Origin of the sequence: Sulfurimonas sp. NWX367 (assembly GCF_039667065.1) — a bacterium.
In the GTDB taxonomy this organism is placed as follows: Bacteria; Campylobacterota; Campylobacteria; order Campylobacterales; family Sulfurimonadaceae; genus Sulfurimonas; species Sulfurimonas hydrogeniphila.
Genome location: NZ_JALCZM010000003.1, coordinates 141,517 through 159,958 on the forward strand (window position 1 = coordinate 141,517; position 18,442 = coordinate 159,958).

The 18,442-nt window shown below is 38.2% G+C and carries 23 protein-coding genes; 3 read left to right on the top strand and 20 right to left on the bottom strand.

Annotated elements, in window-relative coordinates; genetic code table 11:
• Positions 1 to 18 precede the first annotated feature (18 nt).
• On the bottom strand, positions 19 to 690 hold the full coding sequence (locus MNY28_RS09415; protein WP_151899485.1) for a 16S rRNA (uracil(1498)-N(3))-methyltransferase: 672 nt from the start codon (positions 688 to 690) through the stop codon (positions 19 to 21).
• A gap of 1 nt (position 691) precedes the next feature.
• Positions 692 to 1,087, bottom strand: a complete 396-nt coding sequence (locus MNY28_RS09420; RefSeq protein ID WP_346389666.1) for a hypothetical protein — start codon at positions 1,085 to 1,087, stop codon at positions 692 to 694.
• A 78-nt stretch (positions 1,088 to 1,165) separates the two neighbouring features.
• Here MNY28_RS09420 and glp point away from each other — a divergent pair, with 78 nt between their 5' ends.
• Positions 1,166 to 2,377: a gephyrin-like molybdotransferase Glp gene (gene glp / locus MNY28_RS09425; protein WP_346389667.1), complete on the top strand. Its 1,212-nt coding sequence runs from the start codon at positions 1,166 to 1,168 to the stop codon at positions 2,375 to 2,377.
• Between the two features lie 10 nt (positions 2,378 to 2,387).
• Here glp and MNY28_RS09430 read toward each other — a convergent pair whose 3' ends face one another.
• From MNY28_RS09430 to MNY28_RS09490, 13 genes are all read right to left on the bottom strand, one after another.
• Positions 2,388 to 2,738, bottom strand: a complete 351-nt coding sequence (locus MNY28_RS09430) for a metal-sulfur cluster assembly factor (RefSeq protein ID WP_346389668.1) — start codon at positions 2,736 to 2,738, stop codon at positions 2,388 to 2,390.
• Positions 2,735 to 3,157: a SufE family protein gene (locus tag MNY28_RS09435; RefSeq protein ID WP_346389669.1), complete on the bottom strand. Its 423-nt coding sequence runs from the start codon at positions 3,155 to 3,157 to the stop codon at positions 2,735 to 2,737. Before MNY28_RS09435 ends, MNY28_RS09430 begins: the two co-directional genes overlap by 4 nt.
• Complete coding sequence (locus MNY28_RS09440; protein WP_346389670.1) at positions 3,154 to 4,386, bottom strand: SufD family Fe-S cluster assembly protein; 1,233 nt, start codon at positions 4,384 to 4,386, stop codon at positions 3,154 to 3,156. The genes MNY28_RS09435 and MNY28_RS09440 overlap by 4 nt, the downstream gene beginning before the upstream one ends.
• Position 4,387: 1 nt before the next feature.
• A complete protein-coding gene (gene sufC, locus MNY28_RS09445; protein WP_346389671.1) occupies positions 4,388 to 5,140 on the bottom strand; it encodes a Fe-S cluster assembly ATPase SufC in 753 nt (250 codons plus the stop codon).
• Positions 5,137 to 6,570 carry a Fe-S cluster assembly protein SufB gene (sufB, locus tag MNY28_RS09450; RefSeq protein ID WP_151899479.1) on the bottom strand — a complete coding sequence of 478 codons (1,434 nt, stop codon included), beginning with the start codon at positions 6,568 to 6,570 and terminating at the stop codon, positions 5,137 to 5,139. Before sufB ends, sufC begins: the two co-directional genes overlap by 4 nt.
• Before the next feature lie 91 nt (positions 6,571 to 6,661).
• Positions 6,662 to 7,243 (bottom strand): 6-carboxytetrahydropterin synthase, encoded by a 582-nt coding sequence (locus MNY28_RS09455; protein WP_151899478.1) that lies wholly within the window; start codon positions 7,241 to 7,243, stop codon positions 6,662 to 6,664.
• A 241-nt stretch (positions 7,244 to 7,484) separates the two neighbouring features.
• Entirely contained in the window at positions 7,485 to 8,243 is a 759-nt protein-coding gene (locus MNY28_RS09460) for a 7-carboxy-7-deazaguanine synthase QueE (protein ID WP_346389672.1), read from the bottom strand.
• Positions 8,240 to 9,205: a GTP 3',8-cyclase MoaA gene (gene moaA / locus MNY28_RS09465; protein WP_346389673.1), complete on the bottom strand. Its 966-nt coding sequence runs from the start codon at positions 9,203 to 9,205 to the stop codon at positions 8,240 to 8,242. Before moaA ends, MNY28_RS09460 begins: the two co-directional genes overlap by 4 nt.
• 54 nt (positions 9,206 to 9,259) lie before the next feature.
• On the bottom strand, positions 9,260 to 9,724 hold the full coding sequence (locus tag MNY28_RS09470; protein WP_346389674.1) for an RDD family protein: 465 nt from the start codon (positions 9,722 to 9,724) through the stop codon (positions 9,260 to 9,262).
• Positions 9,725 to 9,958: 234 nt separating this feature from the next.
• Complete coding sequence (locus MNY28_RS09475; protein WP_151899474.1) at positions 9,959 to 10,927, bottom strand: c-type cytochrome; 969 nt, start codon at positions 10,925 to 10,927, stop codon at positions 9,959 to 9,961.
• 10 nt (positions 10,928 to 10,937) lie between these two features.
• Entirely contained in the window at positions 10,938 to 12,152 is a 1,215-nt protein-coding gene (locus tag MNY28_RS09480; protein WP_151899473.1) for a cytochrome bc complex cytochrome b subunit, read from the bottom strand.
• 14 nt (positions 12,153 to 12,166) lie between these two features.
• Positions 12,167 to 12,703, bottom strand: a complete 537-nt coding sequence (gene petA / locus MNY28_RS09485; protein WP_151899472.1) for a ubiquinol-cytochrome c reductase iron-sulfur subunit — start codon at positions 12,701 to 12,703, stop codon at positions 12,167 to 12,169.
• Positions 12,704 to 12,764: 61 nt separating this feature from the next.
• Positions 12,765 to 13,631 (bottom strand): hypothetical protein, encoded by an 867-nt coding sequence (locus tag MNY28_RS09490; RefSeq protein WP_346389675.1) that lies wholly within the window; start codon positions 13,629 to 13,631, stop codon positions 12,765 to 12,767.
• Between the two features lie 206 nt (positions 13,632 to 13,837).
• Here MNY28_RS09490 and MNY28_RS09495 point away from each other — a divergent pair, with 206 nt between their 5' ends.
• Positions 13,838 to 14,365 (top strand): TnsA endonuclease N-terminal domain-containing protein, encoded by a 528-nt coding sequence (locus MNY28_RS09495; RefSeq protein WP_346389676.1) that lies wholly within the window; start codon positions 13,838 to 13,840, stop codon positions 14,363 to 14,365.
• Between the two features lie 133 nt (positions 14,366 to 14,498).
• On the opposite strand, the gene MNY28_RS09500 is transcribed toward MNY28_RS09495, so the two are convergent.
• The 3 genes from MNY28_RS09500 to MNY28_RS09510 form a co-directional block, all read right to left on the bottom strand.
• Positions 14,499 to 15,104: an IS3 family transposase gene (locus MNY28_RS09500; RefSeq protein ID WP_346389677.1), complete on the bottom strand. Its 606-nt coding sequence runs from the start codon at positions 15,102 to 15,104 to the stop codon at positions 14,499 to 14,501.
• Positions 15,025 to 15,453 (bottom strand): transposase, encoded by a 429-nt coding sequence (locus tag MNY28_RS09505; RefSeq protein ID WP_346389678.1) that lies wholly within the window; start codon positions 15,451 to 15,453, stop codon positions 15,025 to 15,027. Before MNY28_RS09505 ends, MNY28_RS09500 begins: the two co-directional genes overlap by 80 nt.
• A 143-nt stretch (positions 15,454 to 15,596) precedes the next feature.
• Positions 15,597 to 16,031 carry a very short patch repair endonuclease gene (locus MNY28_RS09510; RefSeq protein WP_346389679.1) on the bottom strand — a complete coding sequence of 145 codons (435 nt, stop codon included), beginning with the start codon at positions 16,029 to 16,031 and terminating at the stop codon, positions 15,597 to 15,599.
• A gap of 103 nt (positions 16,032 to 16,134) precedes the next feature.
• Between MNY28_RS09510 and MNY28_RS09515 the strand changes: the two genes are divergently transcribed.
• Positions 16,135 to 17,211 (top strand): DNA cytosine methyltransferase, encoded by a 1,077-nt coding sequence (locus MNY28_RS09515; RefSeq protein ID WP_346389680.1) that lies wholly within the window; start codon positions 16,135 to 16,137, stop codon positions 17,209 to 17,211.
• On the opposite strand, the gene MNY28_RS09520 is transcribed toward MNY28_RS09515, so the two are convergent.
• Both MNY28_RS09520 and MNY28_RS09525 read right to left on the bottom strand, forming a co-directional pair.
• Entirely contained in the window at positions 17,208 to 17,837 is a 630-nt protein-coding gene (locus tag MNY28_RS09520; RefSeq protein ID WP_346389681.1) for a hypothetical protein, read from the bottom strand. The two genes, MNY28_RS09515 and MNY28_RS09520, sit on opposite strands and share 4 nt — an antisense overlap.
• Positions 17,838 to 17,839: 2 nt before the next feature.
• Positions 17,840 to 18,442, bottom strand: a complete 603-nt coding sequence (locus MNY28_RS09525) for a response regulator (RefSeq protein WP_346389682.1) — start codon at positions 18,440 to 18,442, stop codon at positions 17,840 to 17,842.

An 18,442-nucleotide genomic window follows, 5' to 3' on the forward strand; every position in this document is an offset into this window, starting at 1 on the left:
AATTATATCACGCTTCTCTTAAAGCAATATTTTGCTTGCAACTGCTAAAACTGCACTCTCAGAACGAAGAATCATAGGTGTATCCAGCCGGAACACTTCCTGATTTTTCAAAAACTCTTTTTCTTTGGCTGAAAACCCGCCCTCACAGCCTATCAGTACTGTTGTAAAATCACTCTCACACTCCAGTATTTTGTCTGTAAAATCAAAAACTTTTGTATCCGGATTTTCTTTGATAAATGTTTCAAGCCCTTTACATGTAGCAAATTCCATAAACTCTGTACGCCCGCACTGCTGATTTGAAGCCTGCAGGATCCGTTCAAACCGCTTGAAATCAGGCTTAAAGTTTTTCTGACTGCGCTCGCAGTAGATGAAAGTAATCTTTTTCACCCCTGTTTCGTTCAGACTTGCCAGTACTTTTTCAACAGACCTGTTGTCAATGACACACCAGCCGATATGCAGCTCTTTTTCTGCTTTGACTCTCAGGATTTCTGAAGAAATACGCTCAAACACTGCCGTTCTTGGTTCGATTTTCTGCAACCTGTATATATGCAGCCTCTCTATATCTTCTTTATTGCGAAAACCCAGTTCGTCACCGACTTTGTGGCGGCGTACTTTTATAAGATATTTAAAATCTTCGCTCTTTACATGTAAAGAGTCTTTGCCTGCCTCTGCATTGAAAAGATATACCATTTTACAAAAACCACATCCACAGTGACATCAAAAGCACCAAAACAAATTCTGCCTGCAAAATTGTTCTTGCAAACGGTTTGTATGCGTTAAAAGCATGCTCTTTTTTCGTACTCAGATATTTCAGGGCTTTTAACCTTTTTGTTTCCAAAACAATCAATACAACACCTAAAAAAATCATAGCAATATTTTCTATACTGAAGTGCAGGTGCTTTGCCGCCATCATCACAATACCGGTAAACAAAAGCGAACCAAGTATTGTCATTGTCAAAGGTGTCAAATACAAAGAGTTGACCCTTTTGTATCTGGCAAGCTCCTGAGAACTTATCAGAAAAAAAAGATTTACAAAAATCATCACCAAAATTGCAACCGCAGACCAACTATGTAGGCTTAAACCCATATTATACATTTCATTCATAACGAAATTATATTATAATATGTCTATTAAACAAAGAGTCTGCACAAAGGATATACTATTATGACTGTAAGCATTGAAAAAGCACTCGAACTGATTTATACAAATACGAAACGAAAATCGCTCAAAATACTGCCCATTGAAGAAGCTTTGGGCTATGTACTTGCCGAAAATATTACAGCAACACACAATCTCCCGCCTTATGACAATTCCGCGATGGACGGGTATGCGGTAAAGATAGAAGACTCTGACAAATGTGTTACGGTGTCTTGTACAATTTTTGCAGGGGATGATTTTCAGGGTGAACTCAGACACGGAGAAGCCATCAAAATCATGACAGGAGCAAGAATTCCGCTTGGAACCCAGTGTATCGTACCGGTTGAAGATACACAGGAGTGCCAAAACGGTGTCAAACTTCCCGACAATCTTGTCATCTCAAAGCATATCCGTCTCAGTGGTGAAGATATCAAAAAAGAGACTCTCTTGCTCTGTGTCGGTGACAAAATCGATGCGCATCAGATCACACTGCTCGCATCCCAGGGCATCAGCCATGTCAAAGTGTACAAAAAGCCCCGTGTCGCTCTGTTTGCTTCAGGGAATGAACTGAAAATGCACTTTGAGCAAATTACAGAGTATCAACTCTACAATACAAATACACCGACGCTCCTCTCCCGTGTCAAAGAACTCGGCTGTGAAGTGGAGTTTATCGGTACTGCCGCAGATACCCTCGAAGATATTCATACGCACATAAGGAGTGCACTTGACTGTGATTTTATCATTACAAGCGGCGGAGTAAGTGTCGGAGATGCCGACTTTACAAAAGAGGCGTTTGGCGCCTTCGGGTATGAAATTCTTTTTGACAAAGTAGCCATCAAACCTGGAAAACCGACTACTTTTGGAAAAATCGGAAACAAAGTCATCTTGAATCTGCCTGGAAATCCGCTCGCAGCAGCTCTAAATTTTGAGCTTTTCGGAAGAAGCATTATTTATGCAATGAGCGGACAAAAAGACAAATACATCAACCCCATTACTGCCAAAATGAAAAATGATGTCACACTGCGCGCAGGAAGAAGAACAGTCATTCCCGGCTATTTTGACGGTGAATATTTTACGGTTTGTGAGCAGTATGCTCCGGGAATGATTTCTCCTCTCGCAGAGGCGAACAGTTTTATCATCACTGATGAAAACTGTACAGAAATTCCAAAACAAACCCCGGTAAAGACAATCAGTACAAAGTTCAGCTTCTGCAGTGCAGACTTTATACCTTTAAGTTAGCAGCGTAATTTTACAGCATCCCCATAGCAAGTTTTGCCTCTTCGCTCATCTTGCTTTGATCCCATGGCGGATCATACACCACCTCAACATCAAGTTCTTCAACAGAACCGTCTTCTATCGTATTGGCAATATTTTTCACCATATCTATAATGACCTGGCTCATCGAACAGGTTGGTGCAGTAAGCGTCATGACAACTTTGCATCTGTTTAATTTGCTCACCGGATCTTTTTCACACTTGACATCATAAATCAGACCAAGATTATAAATATCTACCGGAAGTTCAGGATCATATATCTTCTTTAACTCTTCAATAACCCGTGCTTCACTCTCCTTAGGCGTCACATCTCTTATATCACTCATACCACTTCCTCTTTGCATCTTTTTGCATAAGCATAGACTTTGTTTAAAAAAGCCTCTAAACTCTGTTGACGAACAGGGGAAAGGTGCTCGACTATTCCCAGTTTTTCAAGCTCTTTGGGATCAAAGGCAAGAATATCATCCACCTCCTGTCCGCTGAAAATATCTAAAAGCAGACTCAGCATTCCCTTTGCCATTTCACTGCTGCCCTCACCTCTTAAAACAAGCTTACCATCTTTACACTCACCGACAAGCCAGGCAGGAGAAGAACAGCCTTCTATAAATGTTGCTTCATTTTTTTCTTCTTCAGGCAAGACAGTGTGTTTTTTTCCCAAATCAAAAATATATTCAAACTTTTCGTTTGGTGTTTCAAACATCTCCAGATCTTCTTTGTAATAATTTACTTTGTTCCTAACACTCACAACTCTTCTCCAAACACAGTCTCACAGCAGTGATGGCAGGTGGCTATACACTCCAACTGTCCATGACCGTAATAAACCTTTTCAAAAGAGAGGTGCACATTTTCTCTTGTTTTTTCATCTTCTATCGCATCAATGATTTCATTTGCAAAAGCCAAAATCAACATTTTTCTGGCCTCTTCAAGCATAATACCCCGTGAGCGAAGATAAAAAAGCTGTTGTGCATCAAGCTCCCCTATCGTTGAACCGTGACTGGCTTCCACATCATCTATATAAATTTCCAACTGTGGTTTACTCGCCATGTAGGCCCCGTCATTGAGTAAAACGGCCTGGGAGTTTTGGTAGGCTTTTGTACCGCTCCCTTCTGCTTTGATTTTAATGAGCGCATCAAAAATTCCCCGTCCGCTCTCTCCTAAAATTGTTTTTGCTTTTTGGGAACTTTTTGCCTCCTTTGCCGCATGCACAATCTGGGAAACTGTGCCTCTTTTGCTCTCTCCCTTTGTATATAAAAGATGATGTGCCCTGAAATCACTTGAGTGCATCAGTTTTGCCTGTATTAACTGAAGCCCGTCGGCATTGCCAAAATCAAAACTGAAAAAGTCTGCACTGCTTTGTTCTGCCAGCTCTATATAATGTGAATGGACCGGTGTATAGATACCCTCAACGAGTGTTTCATCTTTTATAAAAGTGAATCGCGTATCTCTTTGAAGACGGATATCACAGCCGTAGAGCACCAAACTCTCTTTTGCATCACAGCCTATAAAAGATTCAGAAAGTGTCACTTTTATATTTGGTGCAGTCTGCACAACTACCCTGTAGGCAATAAGCGCATTTTCCTGGGTATATCTGTGTAAAATCTTTATGCTGCTGTCATTTTCAAAATTGATTTCAATGACTTCCAAAGAGAGCAGATGCCCAAGATAATAGAGCGGGTCAAAATGTTCTTCAGCAATAGTACGCCTCTTTGTATAGCCGATTTTCAAGCCCTTTGGCGCACGTACTACAACACCATCAACTATCTCTACAAAATCAGCTTCTTCAATTTCAGACTCTTTTTTTGCGATTGCTCTGTACTCTGCATTGAGGAGTTTTTCAATAGGAAAATACCGGTACTGCTCTGTTTTTTTCGTAGGCAGTCCGAGTAGTTGCAGACGGGATGCCGCAGCTGCTGTTTCTTGTGAGACCACAGAAGAAAGGTTTGCTAAAATATTTGCCAAAACTATCTGTTTCATTTTAAAACTCCTCAAGAGTTGTATATCCCTTCTCTTCCAACTCTGCCACAAGTTCAGGACCCGCAGTTTTAACAATTCTGCCGTCTTTGAGCACATGCACATAGTCAGGTTTCACATACTCAAGAATTCTGCTGTAATGTGTGATAATCAAAAAGGTTCTTTTCTCATCTCTGATTTTGTTAATCCCCTCACTTACTGCCCGCAGAGCATCAATATCAAGTCCGGAATCAATCTCATCCAAAATAATAAAATCAGGTTCAAGCATCAGCATCTGCAGTGTTTCGTTTCGTTTTTTCTCGCCGCCCGAAAAACCCTCGTTGAGTGAACGGGTAATGAGCTCAGGTTTCATTCCGAGTTCCGTTGCCAGACGCTTTGCTTCGCGTAAAAATTCTGCAGCGTTAAGCTCTTCTTTGCCTTCAAACTTTCTTTTTGCATTCACCGCTGTTCGTAAAAAATAGGCATTGCTCACACCCGGAATCTCTACAGGATTTTGAAAACTTAAAAATATACCTTTGAGCGCACGCATTTCCGGTGCTTCTTCAACAATATTTTCTCCTTTGTAAACAATATCGCCCTCACCGACACTGATATCATAATGCCCGACAATGGCTTTGGAGAGTGTCGACTTCCCTGCACCGTTTGGCCCCATAATGACATGAACTTTCCCTGTTTCGAGTGAAAGATTCAATCCTTTTAAAATATTTTTTTCACCTATATTTGCATGCAAATTTTTTATTTCCATCATTGTACTCATCCTACACTTCCCTCCAATGTTAATTCTAAGAGCGCTTTGGCTTCTACCGCGTACTCCATCGGCAGTTGGTTAAACACCTCTTTACAAAATCCGTGTACTATCATGCTCACAGCATCCTCTTCGCTGATACCCCGTTGACGCAGATAAAAAAGCTGTTCGTCGCTGATTTTTGTTGTTGTTGCCTCATGTTCAACCTTGGCATGGGCACTTTTGTTCTCCAAATAAGGAAATGTATGTGCCCCGCACTCGCTTCCTATAAGCAGAGAATCACATTCGCTTCGATTGTGTGCGCCTTCAGCTTTGGCCGCCATTTTGACTAGTCCGCGATAACTGTTCTGTCCCCGCATCGCAGAAATTCCTTTTGAGATGATGGTAGAACTTGTATTTTTTCCCAGGTGAATCATCTTTGTTCCTGTATCTGCCTGCTGTGCAAGCGTTGTCACGGCAACTGAATAAAATTCACCCACACTGTTGTCTCCCTGCAAAATACAGCTTGGATACTTCCAGGTGATGACGGAACCGGTCTCCACCTGCGTCCAGGAAATTTTCGCATTGTCTCCCTTGCAAAGACCGCGTTTGGTAACAAAGTTGTAAATGCCGCCTTTGCCCTCTTTGTCACCGGGATACCAGTTTTGAATGGTAGAATATTTGATTTCCGCATCCCTCATCGCAATCAGTTCCACAACAGCGGCATGCAGCTGTGAATCATCCCGCATTGGTGCGGAACAGCCTTCATTGTAGCTTACATAACTTCCTTCGTCTGCAACAATCAGTGTTCTCTCAAACTGTCCTGTGTTGAGTGCATTGATACGAAAGTAGGTACTCAACTCCATCGGACAGCGAACCCCTTTTGGAATGTAGACAAAGGTGCCGTCTGTAAAAACAGCAGCATTCAGGGCTGCATAATAGTTGTCATTCATCGGTACGACACTGAACATATACTTTTTAACAAGTTCAGGATAATCCTGCAGGGCCTCAGAAATAGAACAAAAGATAATCCCGTGCTTTTTCAACTCCTCAGAAAATGTGGTTTTTACAGAAACAGAATCCACAACGGCATCTACGGCAATCCCCTGCAGCTGTTTTTGTTCATCCAAAGGAATGCCGAGTTTTTTATAGGCTTCAAGAATTTTTGGATCAACTTCATCAAGAGAATTTGCTCCCTTTTTTGGAGCCGAAAAATAAGAAATTGATTGGTAGTCTATAGGTTCGTAAGTTACATGTGCCCAGTGGGGCTCTTGCATTTTCTGCCATTTTTCAAGAGCATTTAAGCGCCACTGCGTCATCCACTCCGGTTCATTTTTCTTTTGGGAAATGAAACGAACGGTTGTTTCATTTAACCCGGGAGGCAGTGTGTCCTGTTCTATATCTATCTCAAATCCGAGTTTATACTCGCCCGAGACAGCTTTGTTAATCTCTTCCTGTGCCATATCTCTTCTCCTTTTATACCAAAAGAACAGTGTTTTATATTTTTGTTTGCTTTAAGTATAGCACTCTATTATTAAAAAATATTAAGAGGGCTCAGACACTTGCAGGATTTAAAAAAGTTTCTCCTCTTTTTATCTTTTCAAATAGGTCTTTATCTTTAAAATCCTCTAAAACCTGCACAGAAAAAACAATCTCTTCAAGCTTGATTTCACCCATATTTTTTGAGTGGGCATCTTCACGAAAACATTGTGCATAACCTGTGGCGGTTTCATGCACTATGACGCTCTCAAGGCGTACTTCTTTTTCTCCGTTTTGTGTTGATGTAAGCGACAAAAGTCTCTCTATCATCACAAAAATAACACGTGAAAACTGCTCTGCAGAAGGCGACACCGGCAATTGGACCCATCGCGCAGAGTGTTTTTTCATATCACGGACAAACTCCGGATCATCATCACGCCACAGAGCAATCGCATGATCAAAACTCTCCACGAGATCTTTCATGTTTTGCTTCATCAGTCCAAAATCATAGACCATCTGTCCGTTATCCAAAAAGTTGGATGCAAAAAGCAGTTCCACTTTGTAAGAGTGCCCGTGAATCGAACTTCTGCATTTTACAGTTGAGCATCCCCGTACAATATGTGCATTTTCAAATTTAAAAAGTTTTCTGATAATCATGATAAATCCCTCTTGTTCACCTATTTTTAAAGACACAAAGCCGGCACTGAAGTACCGGTTCCGACAACACTATTAAGTTAAGAAAACTAATGCTTTCTTGGAACCGGTACTTCAGTGCCGGCTGTTGCAATAGCCTTGCCACTCTCAGCCCGGACTGCAGAAAAAAATTTAGTTTTTCTCTCAAATCATGTTTGAGCATTAAAGTACGGATTCCGACAAAACATATGAAACTGCCTTGATGCTATACACCTTTGTTGGCATCCCAGATTCTTATGTGCAGTCTGTCACTGAAATTGTACCCCTTTGCCTTGCAGAACTCTATCAGCGGTTCGGTATTTTCTTCCAACTCTTTTTTGCTTCCTGCTACAGGCATACAGTAAACCTTGGTCTGAGGGGAATGCATGGTGACGCTTTGTATCTCCTCTTCCAGAGCTATATTTATAGACTCTTTGTCAATGGAAAATTTAAAAAAAGCATCTTTTGCATTTGCGGCAATATTGTAAATCACATCACCGCGCAGACGTTTACTCAGGGATTCTCCAGAATTAAAAAGCTTCACTGACAGAGCGAACACACACTCTTTGTATACAGGATATTTTTCAAAATCAACCGCTAAAGAACCGTTTGTTTCAAAAGTTATCTGATGTCCCTTTGCCACCAGGGCTTCCAAAAAAGCAACAAAGAGTGTATCGTTGGCATAAATCAGAGGCTCACCGCCTGTCAAAACAATGTCTACCGCTTCGGGCAAATCATACAAAGAGAGAATATTGAGCAGTTCTTCTACTTTATAAACAGGTACCCAACTCTGTAAAAAATGCTCTTTATTGACGGCATAAACAGTATCACAGCCGACAACTTCTGTACCGTCATTTGCTGTCTCTTTACACCCGAAACCTTCGCACTTCATATTGCAGCCGCCGAAACGGAAAAAAAGAGAAGGCGTGCCTACATACTTGCCCTCCCCCTGAATAGAGTAAAAATGCTCAACGAGGTAGATCATCCACCCGTCTCATAAAAAGCCCGGTTGGAAACTTCATCATCTTCTCCGCCCCAGCGATTCTTTTCCGGTTTTGTACGCACAACCTCTTTTAAAACAGCTGCCGCCCCTTTGATATCACCCTTTTTAATCGACTCCGCAATGCTCATTGCCTCATCAAAATACAGGCACGGTATCAGATTACCCTCGGCAGTCAGTCTTATACGGTTGCACTGCTTGCAAAAATCATCTCCGTAGGGTTCAATAATACCAAACCGGTATCCGTCTTTCATTCTGTAATAATGCGATGGCGAGGCACCGTCAAAACCTTCATCTTCAAATTCATATTTTTCTCTGAGAATTTCCAGAAGCTCTGATGATTTCAGCCCTGAAATATCCGCTTTGGCAAATTTGTTTTCCATATACTCTATAAAACGCACACTCATATTACGCTCTTTGCAATACTCCAGCACATCCACAATCTCATCAGCATTCATGTTTTTCATAGGTACCATGTTTACTTTGACTTTCAGCCCTACTTTGAGTGCTTCATCCACGCCTTCAAGTACATTTTTCAAAACATCTTTTCCCGCTATAGCCTGTGCCACTTCCGGTTTAAGAGTATCAATACTGACATTAATGCGTTTAAGCCCTGCATCTTTAAGCCGCTGTGCCGTGCCTTTGAGCAAAAAAGCATTGGTTGTCATTGCCAAATCTATCGCAGGTTCATAATCATAAATCATTTGAATAAATTTGTCCAGATCTTCGCGCAAAAGCGGTTCTCCGCCTGTAATGCGAATCTTTTTCACACCCTCGTCAATAGCCACTTTCATAAATTCAAACAGCTCTTCAAAGCTCAATAAGTTTTCTTTTGGAACCCATGAAAACGGTTTTTCGGGCATACAGTACTGACATCTAAAATTACATCGTTCGGTTACAGAAACTCTTAAATAATCTACCACTCTGTCATAGCTATCAATAAGCATTATATTTCCTAATTTTAATTCTTGTCATTATATCTTTTAGAGTTGATGCACTTCTTAATCAACTTCAATTTCTACAGTTGCGCATATTATATCATGCAATGCTTTTTTGTCTTTTCTGTAAAATGGAATTGCTAATCCTAAAAGAATTGTTGCAGAAAACAAAAAAGCTGTAAAACGGCACAAAGCCCGAAAAAATCCTATATTTTTATATGTTTTATCGTCAACTACTTTAATTTTATAGGCTTTTTTTCCCGGAGTCTGTCCAAATTTTGCCAGAAGAACGGCGTAAATCAATCCATATGTTGCTACCCCGAAAAATGGTGCCCATTGCGAAGACTGAAATGCTTCTTTGCTTCCCATCACAATATAAGCAATAATATATAAAATAGGTGCATATATCATAAACAAGTCGGTAATGAGTGCTTTTATTCTATCCGGATAACGCGCATAGCGTATGTGAGGTCTCTTTTGTTGTTGTTTTTGATGTTTTGTGTTTTTTTTGATATCTCTAAATCTCATAAAAAAGATTATATCAAAGCTTAACTTTAGGAGGGGTAATAGCGCAGTGTTATTAAGTGAAAAAAATTAATACTTTTTCGGAACCGGTACTTCAGTGCCGGCTGTTGCAATATTCTTGCCACTCTCAGCCCGCACTGAAGTACGGGTTCCCAAAAGTCGCTTAACTTAATAACATTGATTGTAATAGCCAGGGAATGGATTCCCACACAAAGTATGGAAACCCAAAGAAAAAGACTAGTGCAAGTCTCTCCACACTTCTTTTTTCCAAAGAATAGCAAATATTGCAAAGATAATAATATATATCATAACATATTTACCGATTTCTTCTCTTTTGTGACGTTTGGAATCTCCGACATTTTCAAGATGCTCAATCACTTTATCAGCAGCTTCTGCAGTCACACCTACACGAGGCATCGCAGTTCCTTTAAGATACGCTTGAGGATCTTCAACAAAAGTTTTGATGTAGTGCTCTCCGCGAGAACGGATATACATACTTAAATCCGGTGGCAAGGTACCGAGATATTTTGTTAAAGCGTCTTGATAATCAAGCACTTTTGTTTCAAATGCCAACTCATCCTGTTTGTGTTTGAATGTCGGTTTTTCTCCGATTTGTGTCCACGGTGCATGAAGCTTTCCGTCTAAATTATACTGATAATGAATTGCATGACATCGTCCACAAGCAACTTCAAATGCCATATTTGGCGTTAATTTCTCTTGCGGTACTGCAATTGACTGTAAGTAGGCAACCATGTCAGCCACTTCCTGATCCATATCTCCGCCGGCTCCGTAGAACTGTGGCATCGGATAAGATTTACCGCTTTTTTCATTGTATTTATGCTCAAGCATTAAAGCATGTGCAGGGTTTTTAATGAGTGCCGCTAAAAATTTAGCATCGAAGACAACTCCTGCATTTGATAAATCCGGTGGGTTTACACCGTAGCTTTGTGCTGCAGTTACAGGATCCATCGGAGCAGGCATACCGGCAACCTCAATACTGTGACAACCAACACAGGCACCTGCACCCATGACCAGGTCTTTTCCACGTGCAGCATCACCTTTTTTTGTCAATGCCGGTAAATCTTTGTATGTAAACCCTTCACTTTCTATGTGTTTGTGCATTTGCGAATGTGCAAACGGTTCAACCAAATAGTATGTCACAAGAGTAAATACAGTTACGACCACTAATATAAATAATTCTTTCACTGTTTACTCCTTAAACTTTTTTTTCAAATTTTGTGATAAATGGAAGTATAATCCATAAACCGATAAACGTTATAGCCGCGTAAAAACCGATAGCGCTAAATACACCTTCTGGCGGAACTTTACCCATTGCCGTCAGTATAATCATGTCAATCAACATTGCCCAGAACCAGTATTTGAACAGACCTCGACGTGACGCAGGCACTGCATTTGGGCTTCTGTCTAAAAATGGTAACAGAAAGAAAATTACCTGTGCAAAAGCAAATGCAATCAGTCCAACATCTGTTGAAAATGGACGTAAAATCTCATAAGACCATAAGAAATACCACTCAGGATAAATATGCGCAGGCGTCTTCAGACCGTTTGCAGGGTCAAAGTTTACAGGGTCCATTGCAAAATCATAATGATAAAAGACAAGATAAAAGAAAAGAATGAGGAAAATTCCCACAACCATCATATCTTTTGCCAAAAAGTCATTCATAAAACGAATTACTTTTGAATTTGCTTTGTCGCCGGCCAAATATTTTTTCGCTTCAGCATCAAAGTCAATCTCTTCACCGTCCTGGTTGTTTACATGTGGAATACGAAGCGCACCGAAGTGTAATCCGATAAGACCGATAATTGCCAAAGGAATCAACAATACATGTAACATAAAGAAACGATTTAAAAATGCTTGAGCAGGAATATAATCTCCGCGTATCCACTCAACTAAGCCATCAGCATGTAAACTACCACCAGCAAAAAGATTTGTAATAACCATACCAGCCCAATAAGACATTTGACCCCATGGTAGCATGTATCCTGAAAATGCTTCTGCTGAAAACGCAACAAATAAAAGCATCCCTGAAATCCAAATCATTTCACGACCGTTCTTATATGAACCGTAATATATCCCTGTGAACATATGAATGTAGATTATCAGGAACACTACAGATGCCGCTACACCGTGAACATGTCTCCATAACCAACCGTAACCGACTTCCTGCATTATCGTGTAGTTTACACTGTCAAATGCCAAATCAATATTCGGTTGATAATACATCAGTAAAAAGATACCCGATATCAATAACAGTCCGAATGTAATCGCAAGTATCATACCCATTGCCCATAAAAAGTTAATATTTTTAGGAATCCAATACTCCGTAGCTAAAACACGGTTAAGCGTATCAATCGCAAGTCGTTGATTAAGCCAATCGTGCAAATTTTTTGCTTTTGTAAAATGTGCCATTTATCTTCCTTTGCTTATGCTTTTAATGTTATGCCATTTTCAAGCATCTTCTTATATTCAGGTCCTTCTTCACCTAAAACCAGTTTGTCTCCATCAATTTTAAATGGAGGAATATCAAGCCCACGCGGTGGAGGAGCTTTTGTCACCTCCCCTGTAAAGTCATACATACCACCATGACATGCACACAAAAAGCTTTTTTCGTCAGGATTGTACCCAGGGATACAACCAAGATGTGTACAAAGACCAAGACATACTAAAAAGTAATCATTTCCAATTTTAATAAGTCTCTCTAAATCTTTAGGATTTTTTTCTGCTTTTTTAACCATCTCTGCAGTTTGCTTTAAAACGAAAATAGGCTTCCCTCTCCATTTTTCTGTTACCAACTCATTCTCTTTATACTGCGACATATCAAGAGTAGTAAATCCGGCTGCTTTGACGCTCGGTAAAGGATCCCATGATCTCTTCATCGCGTACAATGAAGCGACAGCACCCACACCGGCAACAGCACCAAACGCTTTGCCCATAAAACCTCTACGGCTATTATTTTTCATGTTTTCTCTCTTCTTTATTCAATTTTCAATCCTTATTATATACCAAATAAGTTTTAATTATTTATAAATTTAAGCTTTCTTTTAGAAAGTTTGCTGTTTTGTTACTATTTTTTTCAATTATTTCATAATTTCTCGTAAAAACAGTCTCTAATATCACATTTAAGTGATTTTTATCATAATTATAAACGACAGGAATATTTAAGCTTTCAAACAGAGGAATAAAATCCCGTGTGTAATCTTCTCTCTGTATATAAACAGGTTTCCCGCCAGAGGCTAAAGAATCCAGCACTGCCTGTGGCGAAGCTGTGACTAAAACTTCACTCTGCATTATCATTTCATCATACTCTTCAAATTCGAAATAATGAACGAATCTTGTTTTTAACATTTCTTCATAATCTAGAAAATAATAAAATCCAAGCTGCAAATGTGGACGTAAATCTTCTATAAAATCTACATGTTTTTCCAAATCTTTTTCATAATCATCATCTCCGAAAAAATAGGAGAGTGGTACTGTCTTTTCTTTACATGTAAAGTATTTGTCAGCTACAACCACGGCTTTGCAGATACCTTCATCTTCCAAATAGGGAGAGAGCAAAAATTCATTCTCCGCTTTTACCTCATCAGGCTTATCGCTGATTCTCACAAATCTTGAAAAATAGTTTCGCATATCCTCAAGCATGACAGGATTTGCCTCTGCAGAATCAAAAATCAGCTTGTCGCCGTTATGGGCAATTTGGGGGATATTTCTGACAACATCAATCCCCACACTCTTTTGTATGCCAAAATCACGTGCCGCCTGTGCAATGCGATAATCACTTGTCAACAGTGTAATATCTTCATCTTTTAAAGCATTGAGTATCGCCACTGCCCTGCGAAATCTGTCCAGGCCTATTCTGTGCCCCGTATGCACATAATAAAAAGTTCTCATAGTTTTTTTGCAGCCATTGTCATATCTACTAAAGTTTGAGAATGATAATTTTTCATCTTAAAAACCTTATTTTTGGTAGTATTGTACTATTTATGAGATTAAAAACATACATATCTTGCATCTAATTTATGAAATAAAGCTTGATAATTATTCAATAAAGTATGAGAATATATCTGTTTATTTTACTATTATATAATCTATCTATTATGATTACCTTTCCACAACGCCAAATAAAGAAGAACTACCGCTCAGTAACAGGGCACTTTCCAAGTGTTAAGAATAATAAATCTATCGCCTATGAATCCAAATTGGAAAAAATCTTTTTCTTGACTCTTGAATTTGACGATGATGTTGCATCCTACCAAGAGCAACCTCAAATAACAATCGATTTTCAAAACAGAACCAAAACATACAGTGCTGATTGTTTTGTAAGATATACTTCCGACTCAAACAAACAAGATAGCCTTATTGAAGTAAAATATACTCAGGAACTTGAAAAAAAGAAAGAGTATTTTGAAGAAAAGTTTACATTGATATGTCAACCCTATTTCATACTTATCCATAAAGATTCTAAGCTGCTGTTTCAACTTGTAACATCATTTTTTCTTCAAACTCAACAGGTGATAAATTACCATTTGCAGAGTGCATTCTTTGTCGGCTATAATAAACCTCAATATACTCAAATATGGCCTGATTGGCTTGAGCTTTTGTCTCAAATATCTCATGGTAAATGAGTTCAGTTTTGAGTGTATGAAAAAAGCTCTCTGCCACCGCGTTATCCCAACAATTACCCTTACGAGACATACTCTGAATTATGCCATGTTGTTGTAATAAATCCTTGTGAGAGTATGAAGCATATTGACTACCTCAATCAGTATGCCAGATTAAACCTTTTGCTGGTTTTCTGGCAATAAGTGCCATATTTAAAGCATCATTTACAAGTGATACTTTCATCGTGTCATCCATTGACCAACCAACAATGCGACGGGAGTATAAATCCATTACAGTCGCTAAATACAACCATCCTTCATTTGTTGGAATATAAGTGATATCGCCAACATATTTCTCATCAGGATATGAAGCATAAAAATCTCTGTTTAAAATATTTGGTGCAACAGGTAAGTTGTGATTTGAGTTTGTTGTATTGATTCTATAGCGTTTTTTCGTCTTTGCAACAAGCCCCAGTTCACGCATTATACGCCCTATGCGACGAAGAGAAACAACAAATCCATACCTTTGTACCAGTTTATCTTTAATTCGTCGGGTACCGTAGTTCTCTCTTCCCTGCATAAAGATAATTTCAATGAGTTCATTAAGTTTTTTATCTATCTGTTGCATCTGGCATCCTTGCTTTATCCAGTGGTAATAACTTGCTTTATCGACTTGAAGTATCCTACACATCACTGCTATTTGAAACTCGTTTGAGTGTTCTTGTATCCATGCACCCCAAGGGCATTTCCTCGCTTCGCTCACGGCACATACTTCGCAGAGTTTCTTTGGCGAAATACGCGCCCTGAAAGAAGTGCCCTTGGGGTGCGGTTGCCTTTTTTAATATGTCTCGTTCCTGTTTGAGAAGTTTATTCTCTGCACGCAGGCGTTTATTCTCTTCTTCTGCGGTTTCTTTAATAGTGCTGTTGTTTGTAAATCCACCTCGTGGTGTTATGGGAATATTATTGGATTTCTTGTATTCTCTGACCCAATTATAAAGTGTTTTTTCATTGACATCCAAATCTTTGGCAATCTTTACTGTTGATTCATTTGAATTCATCACTAACTGCACACTTGAATCTCGAAATTCTCTGGTGTATTTACTGTTTTTCATCTTCTTTTTATCCTTATTCATACTGATATTTTATCTCAGAATTGCTAAATGTTCTGAGTATGAATAAGTGTAGCCGTATCATTTTAGTATTCACAAACAGTTTGTAAAGATTTACAAAAGAGTATAATAAATTTTTCTTGTAATTACAGGCTGAAAAATCCTTTATGATTATCTTGCATTATTTGCATGACTGTATCAGCTGTATTTTTCACATCTTTTTTAATCGTACTTTCCCATACTCTAATGACAAGCCAATTGCTTGTTAGTAGTTGATTATTTACTACTTTATCGCGCTTTAGATTTCGTTCAAGTTTCTTAATCCAGTACTCCTGATTTGTCTGAGGAATGGATTTCCCTTCTTGATAAAGTTTCCCGTGCCAAAAATCACTATCTATAAATATTGCTATCCTCTTTCCTTTAAGATAAATATCAGGATTTCCAAATATGTCTTTCCCATAAAGTCGATAACGAAAGCCTCTGTTCCATAAAGCCTTCCTTAAAAGAAGCTCCGGCTTTGTATTTTTAGACTTGATATTTTTCATATTTTTTTTGCGCTGTTCAGCAGTTAAATTATCCATACTTTCTTTCTTCTTTAATTATTAAAAATATTGTAACATAAATATTTAAGATTAAATGCAGCTATAAGATAGTAAAATTTCAGTAAATAGAGTGGAGGTTTCTGTGTCCAAAAAGTTTACAGCTGTTGATATTTTTAGTGGAGCAGGAGGGATGAGTATCGGTGCTGCTATGGCAGGTATCAACCCTGTTTTAGCTGTAGAATTTGATGAACATGCAGCAGCTACTTATAAAGAAAATCATCCTGATACTAATGTCCTTGCAAAAGATATCAAAACTGTAAAACCTCTTGAACATGTTGAAAAACACCCCTTTTTGCTGTTTGGAGGTCCGCCATGCCAAGGCTTTTCTGTTGCAAACACCAAAACTAGAAATCTAGATAATCCAAACAATTGGATGTTTAGAGAATATTGCAGATTTGTAAAAGATTTAGAACCGGACTGGTTTGTTTTCGAGAATGTTGTCGGATTTAAGTCTTTTGACAAAGGACGATTTGCTGTTGAAGTGGAAAAAGAACTGCAATCGCTGGGCTATGAAACCAATTCTTCAGTACTCAATGCTGCTGATTTTGGTGTTCCGCAATATAGAAACAGATTTTTTATTATTGGTCATCGCAAAGAAAAAGGCGGTATTCAATTTGACTTTGATTCTCTAGAAAAAAAACCAAAAGTTACCGTAGGTGAAGCACTTAAAGATTTACCATCTTTAAAAAATGGTGACAAGATTAAAGAAGCTTCCTATAAAAAAGTTACGCATGTGCATCCCTATGTGAAACTCATAAGAAGAACATCAAAAAAAGCCCTGCAAAATGATGTAACCCACAGCCGTCCACATATTGTAGAAAGATATGAAGCAATCAAGCAGGGGGAAAACTGGGAAGCCGCAAAAAAACGAGGTCTTTTAAAAACTTATTCAAGCACTAAGCATACTCATAGCGGTATCTACAAGCGTTTAAAAGAAGATGAGCCTGCCGTTACCATTGCAAACTACAGAAAAAGCATGCTTATACATCCTCATGAGCATAGAGGGCTTTCCTTGAGAGAAGCAGCAAGACTGCAAAGCTTTCCTGACGATTTCATTTTCAAAGGGCCGTTGAGTTTTCAGCAGCAACAAGTTGGAAATGCTGTTCCACCATTACTTGCCAAAGCAATTTTTGAACACATCCTAAAAGCCACTCACTAAATTTCAGGGAAACTTTTTTTATTTCCATTTTCATTCGTATATATCTGCATAGCTTCCCTATTGTGAAGAAGCAGAGGTGCAAGCAATTTATTTTCTTCTTTTAATGTCTCGATTTTTTGTGTAAAAAAAGTATACGTTTCTTCATAAAGAGCTTTCCCGTCAGTTATGCCAGATAAAATCCTTTTCAATGCAAAATTTTCTGATTCGATAAATATTTTAACTAAATTCTGAGGTCCCTGTATTCCATGAGTATCTTGGTTGTAACCAAAAAATAGTTTACTTGAGTAATTTATTAATTCTTTCCCAAGTGATGATGCATTGGAACATGCTATTGAGTAGAAAATTGCACTATGATAGTTTCCAGACTCAGTCTTATGTATTAATTCTGTTGTATTCTGATCAATTACCGCATTTTCATTGCCATGAGTAAATGCTACCACAATATAATTGTCAGATAGATCATATATTGTTTCTTCTAATACTTGTTTCTTACAACCATCATGGTCACAATGAATTCTTATTGAAATATCCTTATGTTCTATAAAATGCTTCAAATCATCTCGACAGGATTTAAAATAGTTTCCTAATAAACTGTCAGTATATGAAATCAGAACCAAATCATTCATTTTTATTTCTTTTCATTTAACAAACTTTCAAAACTCATTTTATATAAAGCTTTTGTATATGAAATTCCAAAGGGTGTCTTCTTGTTAATTTCTTCAATAATTTCTTGAGTAGTAATTGTTGCTTCATCTTTTGTTGTCACAATGATATTTTTTCTATTAGGATCTCTATTAATATACTCTTGTAATGCTTCACTAACTTCCAAAGGAACTATATCTTTAAGCATTTTAGATGCATTGACAATTGCATTAACAACTTCATCTCTATTTGGTTTCTCTATATACGAAAAAATATTATCTTTTATTAAAGTTAATATAGTTTCATTTTCCTCAATTTTAACATTACCTGAATATATAATTACAGGAATATGAATATTATTCTCTCTTATTTTATGCAAAAACTTATCGCCATCAAATCCTGGCATTTGTAAATCTAAAACTATAATTGTGTTATATAAAAAGTTCTCTTTTTCTTCAAATGCAATTGTTGGATTAGAATAGACTTTTACAAAAAAAACTTCACCTGTTTTATCTAATTTGTTCTGCCAAACTTTTTGATGTGGTTCTTCTGGACTCATTTCATCATCTATAAAAAAGACATTAATCAT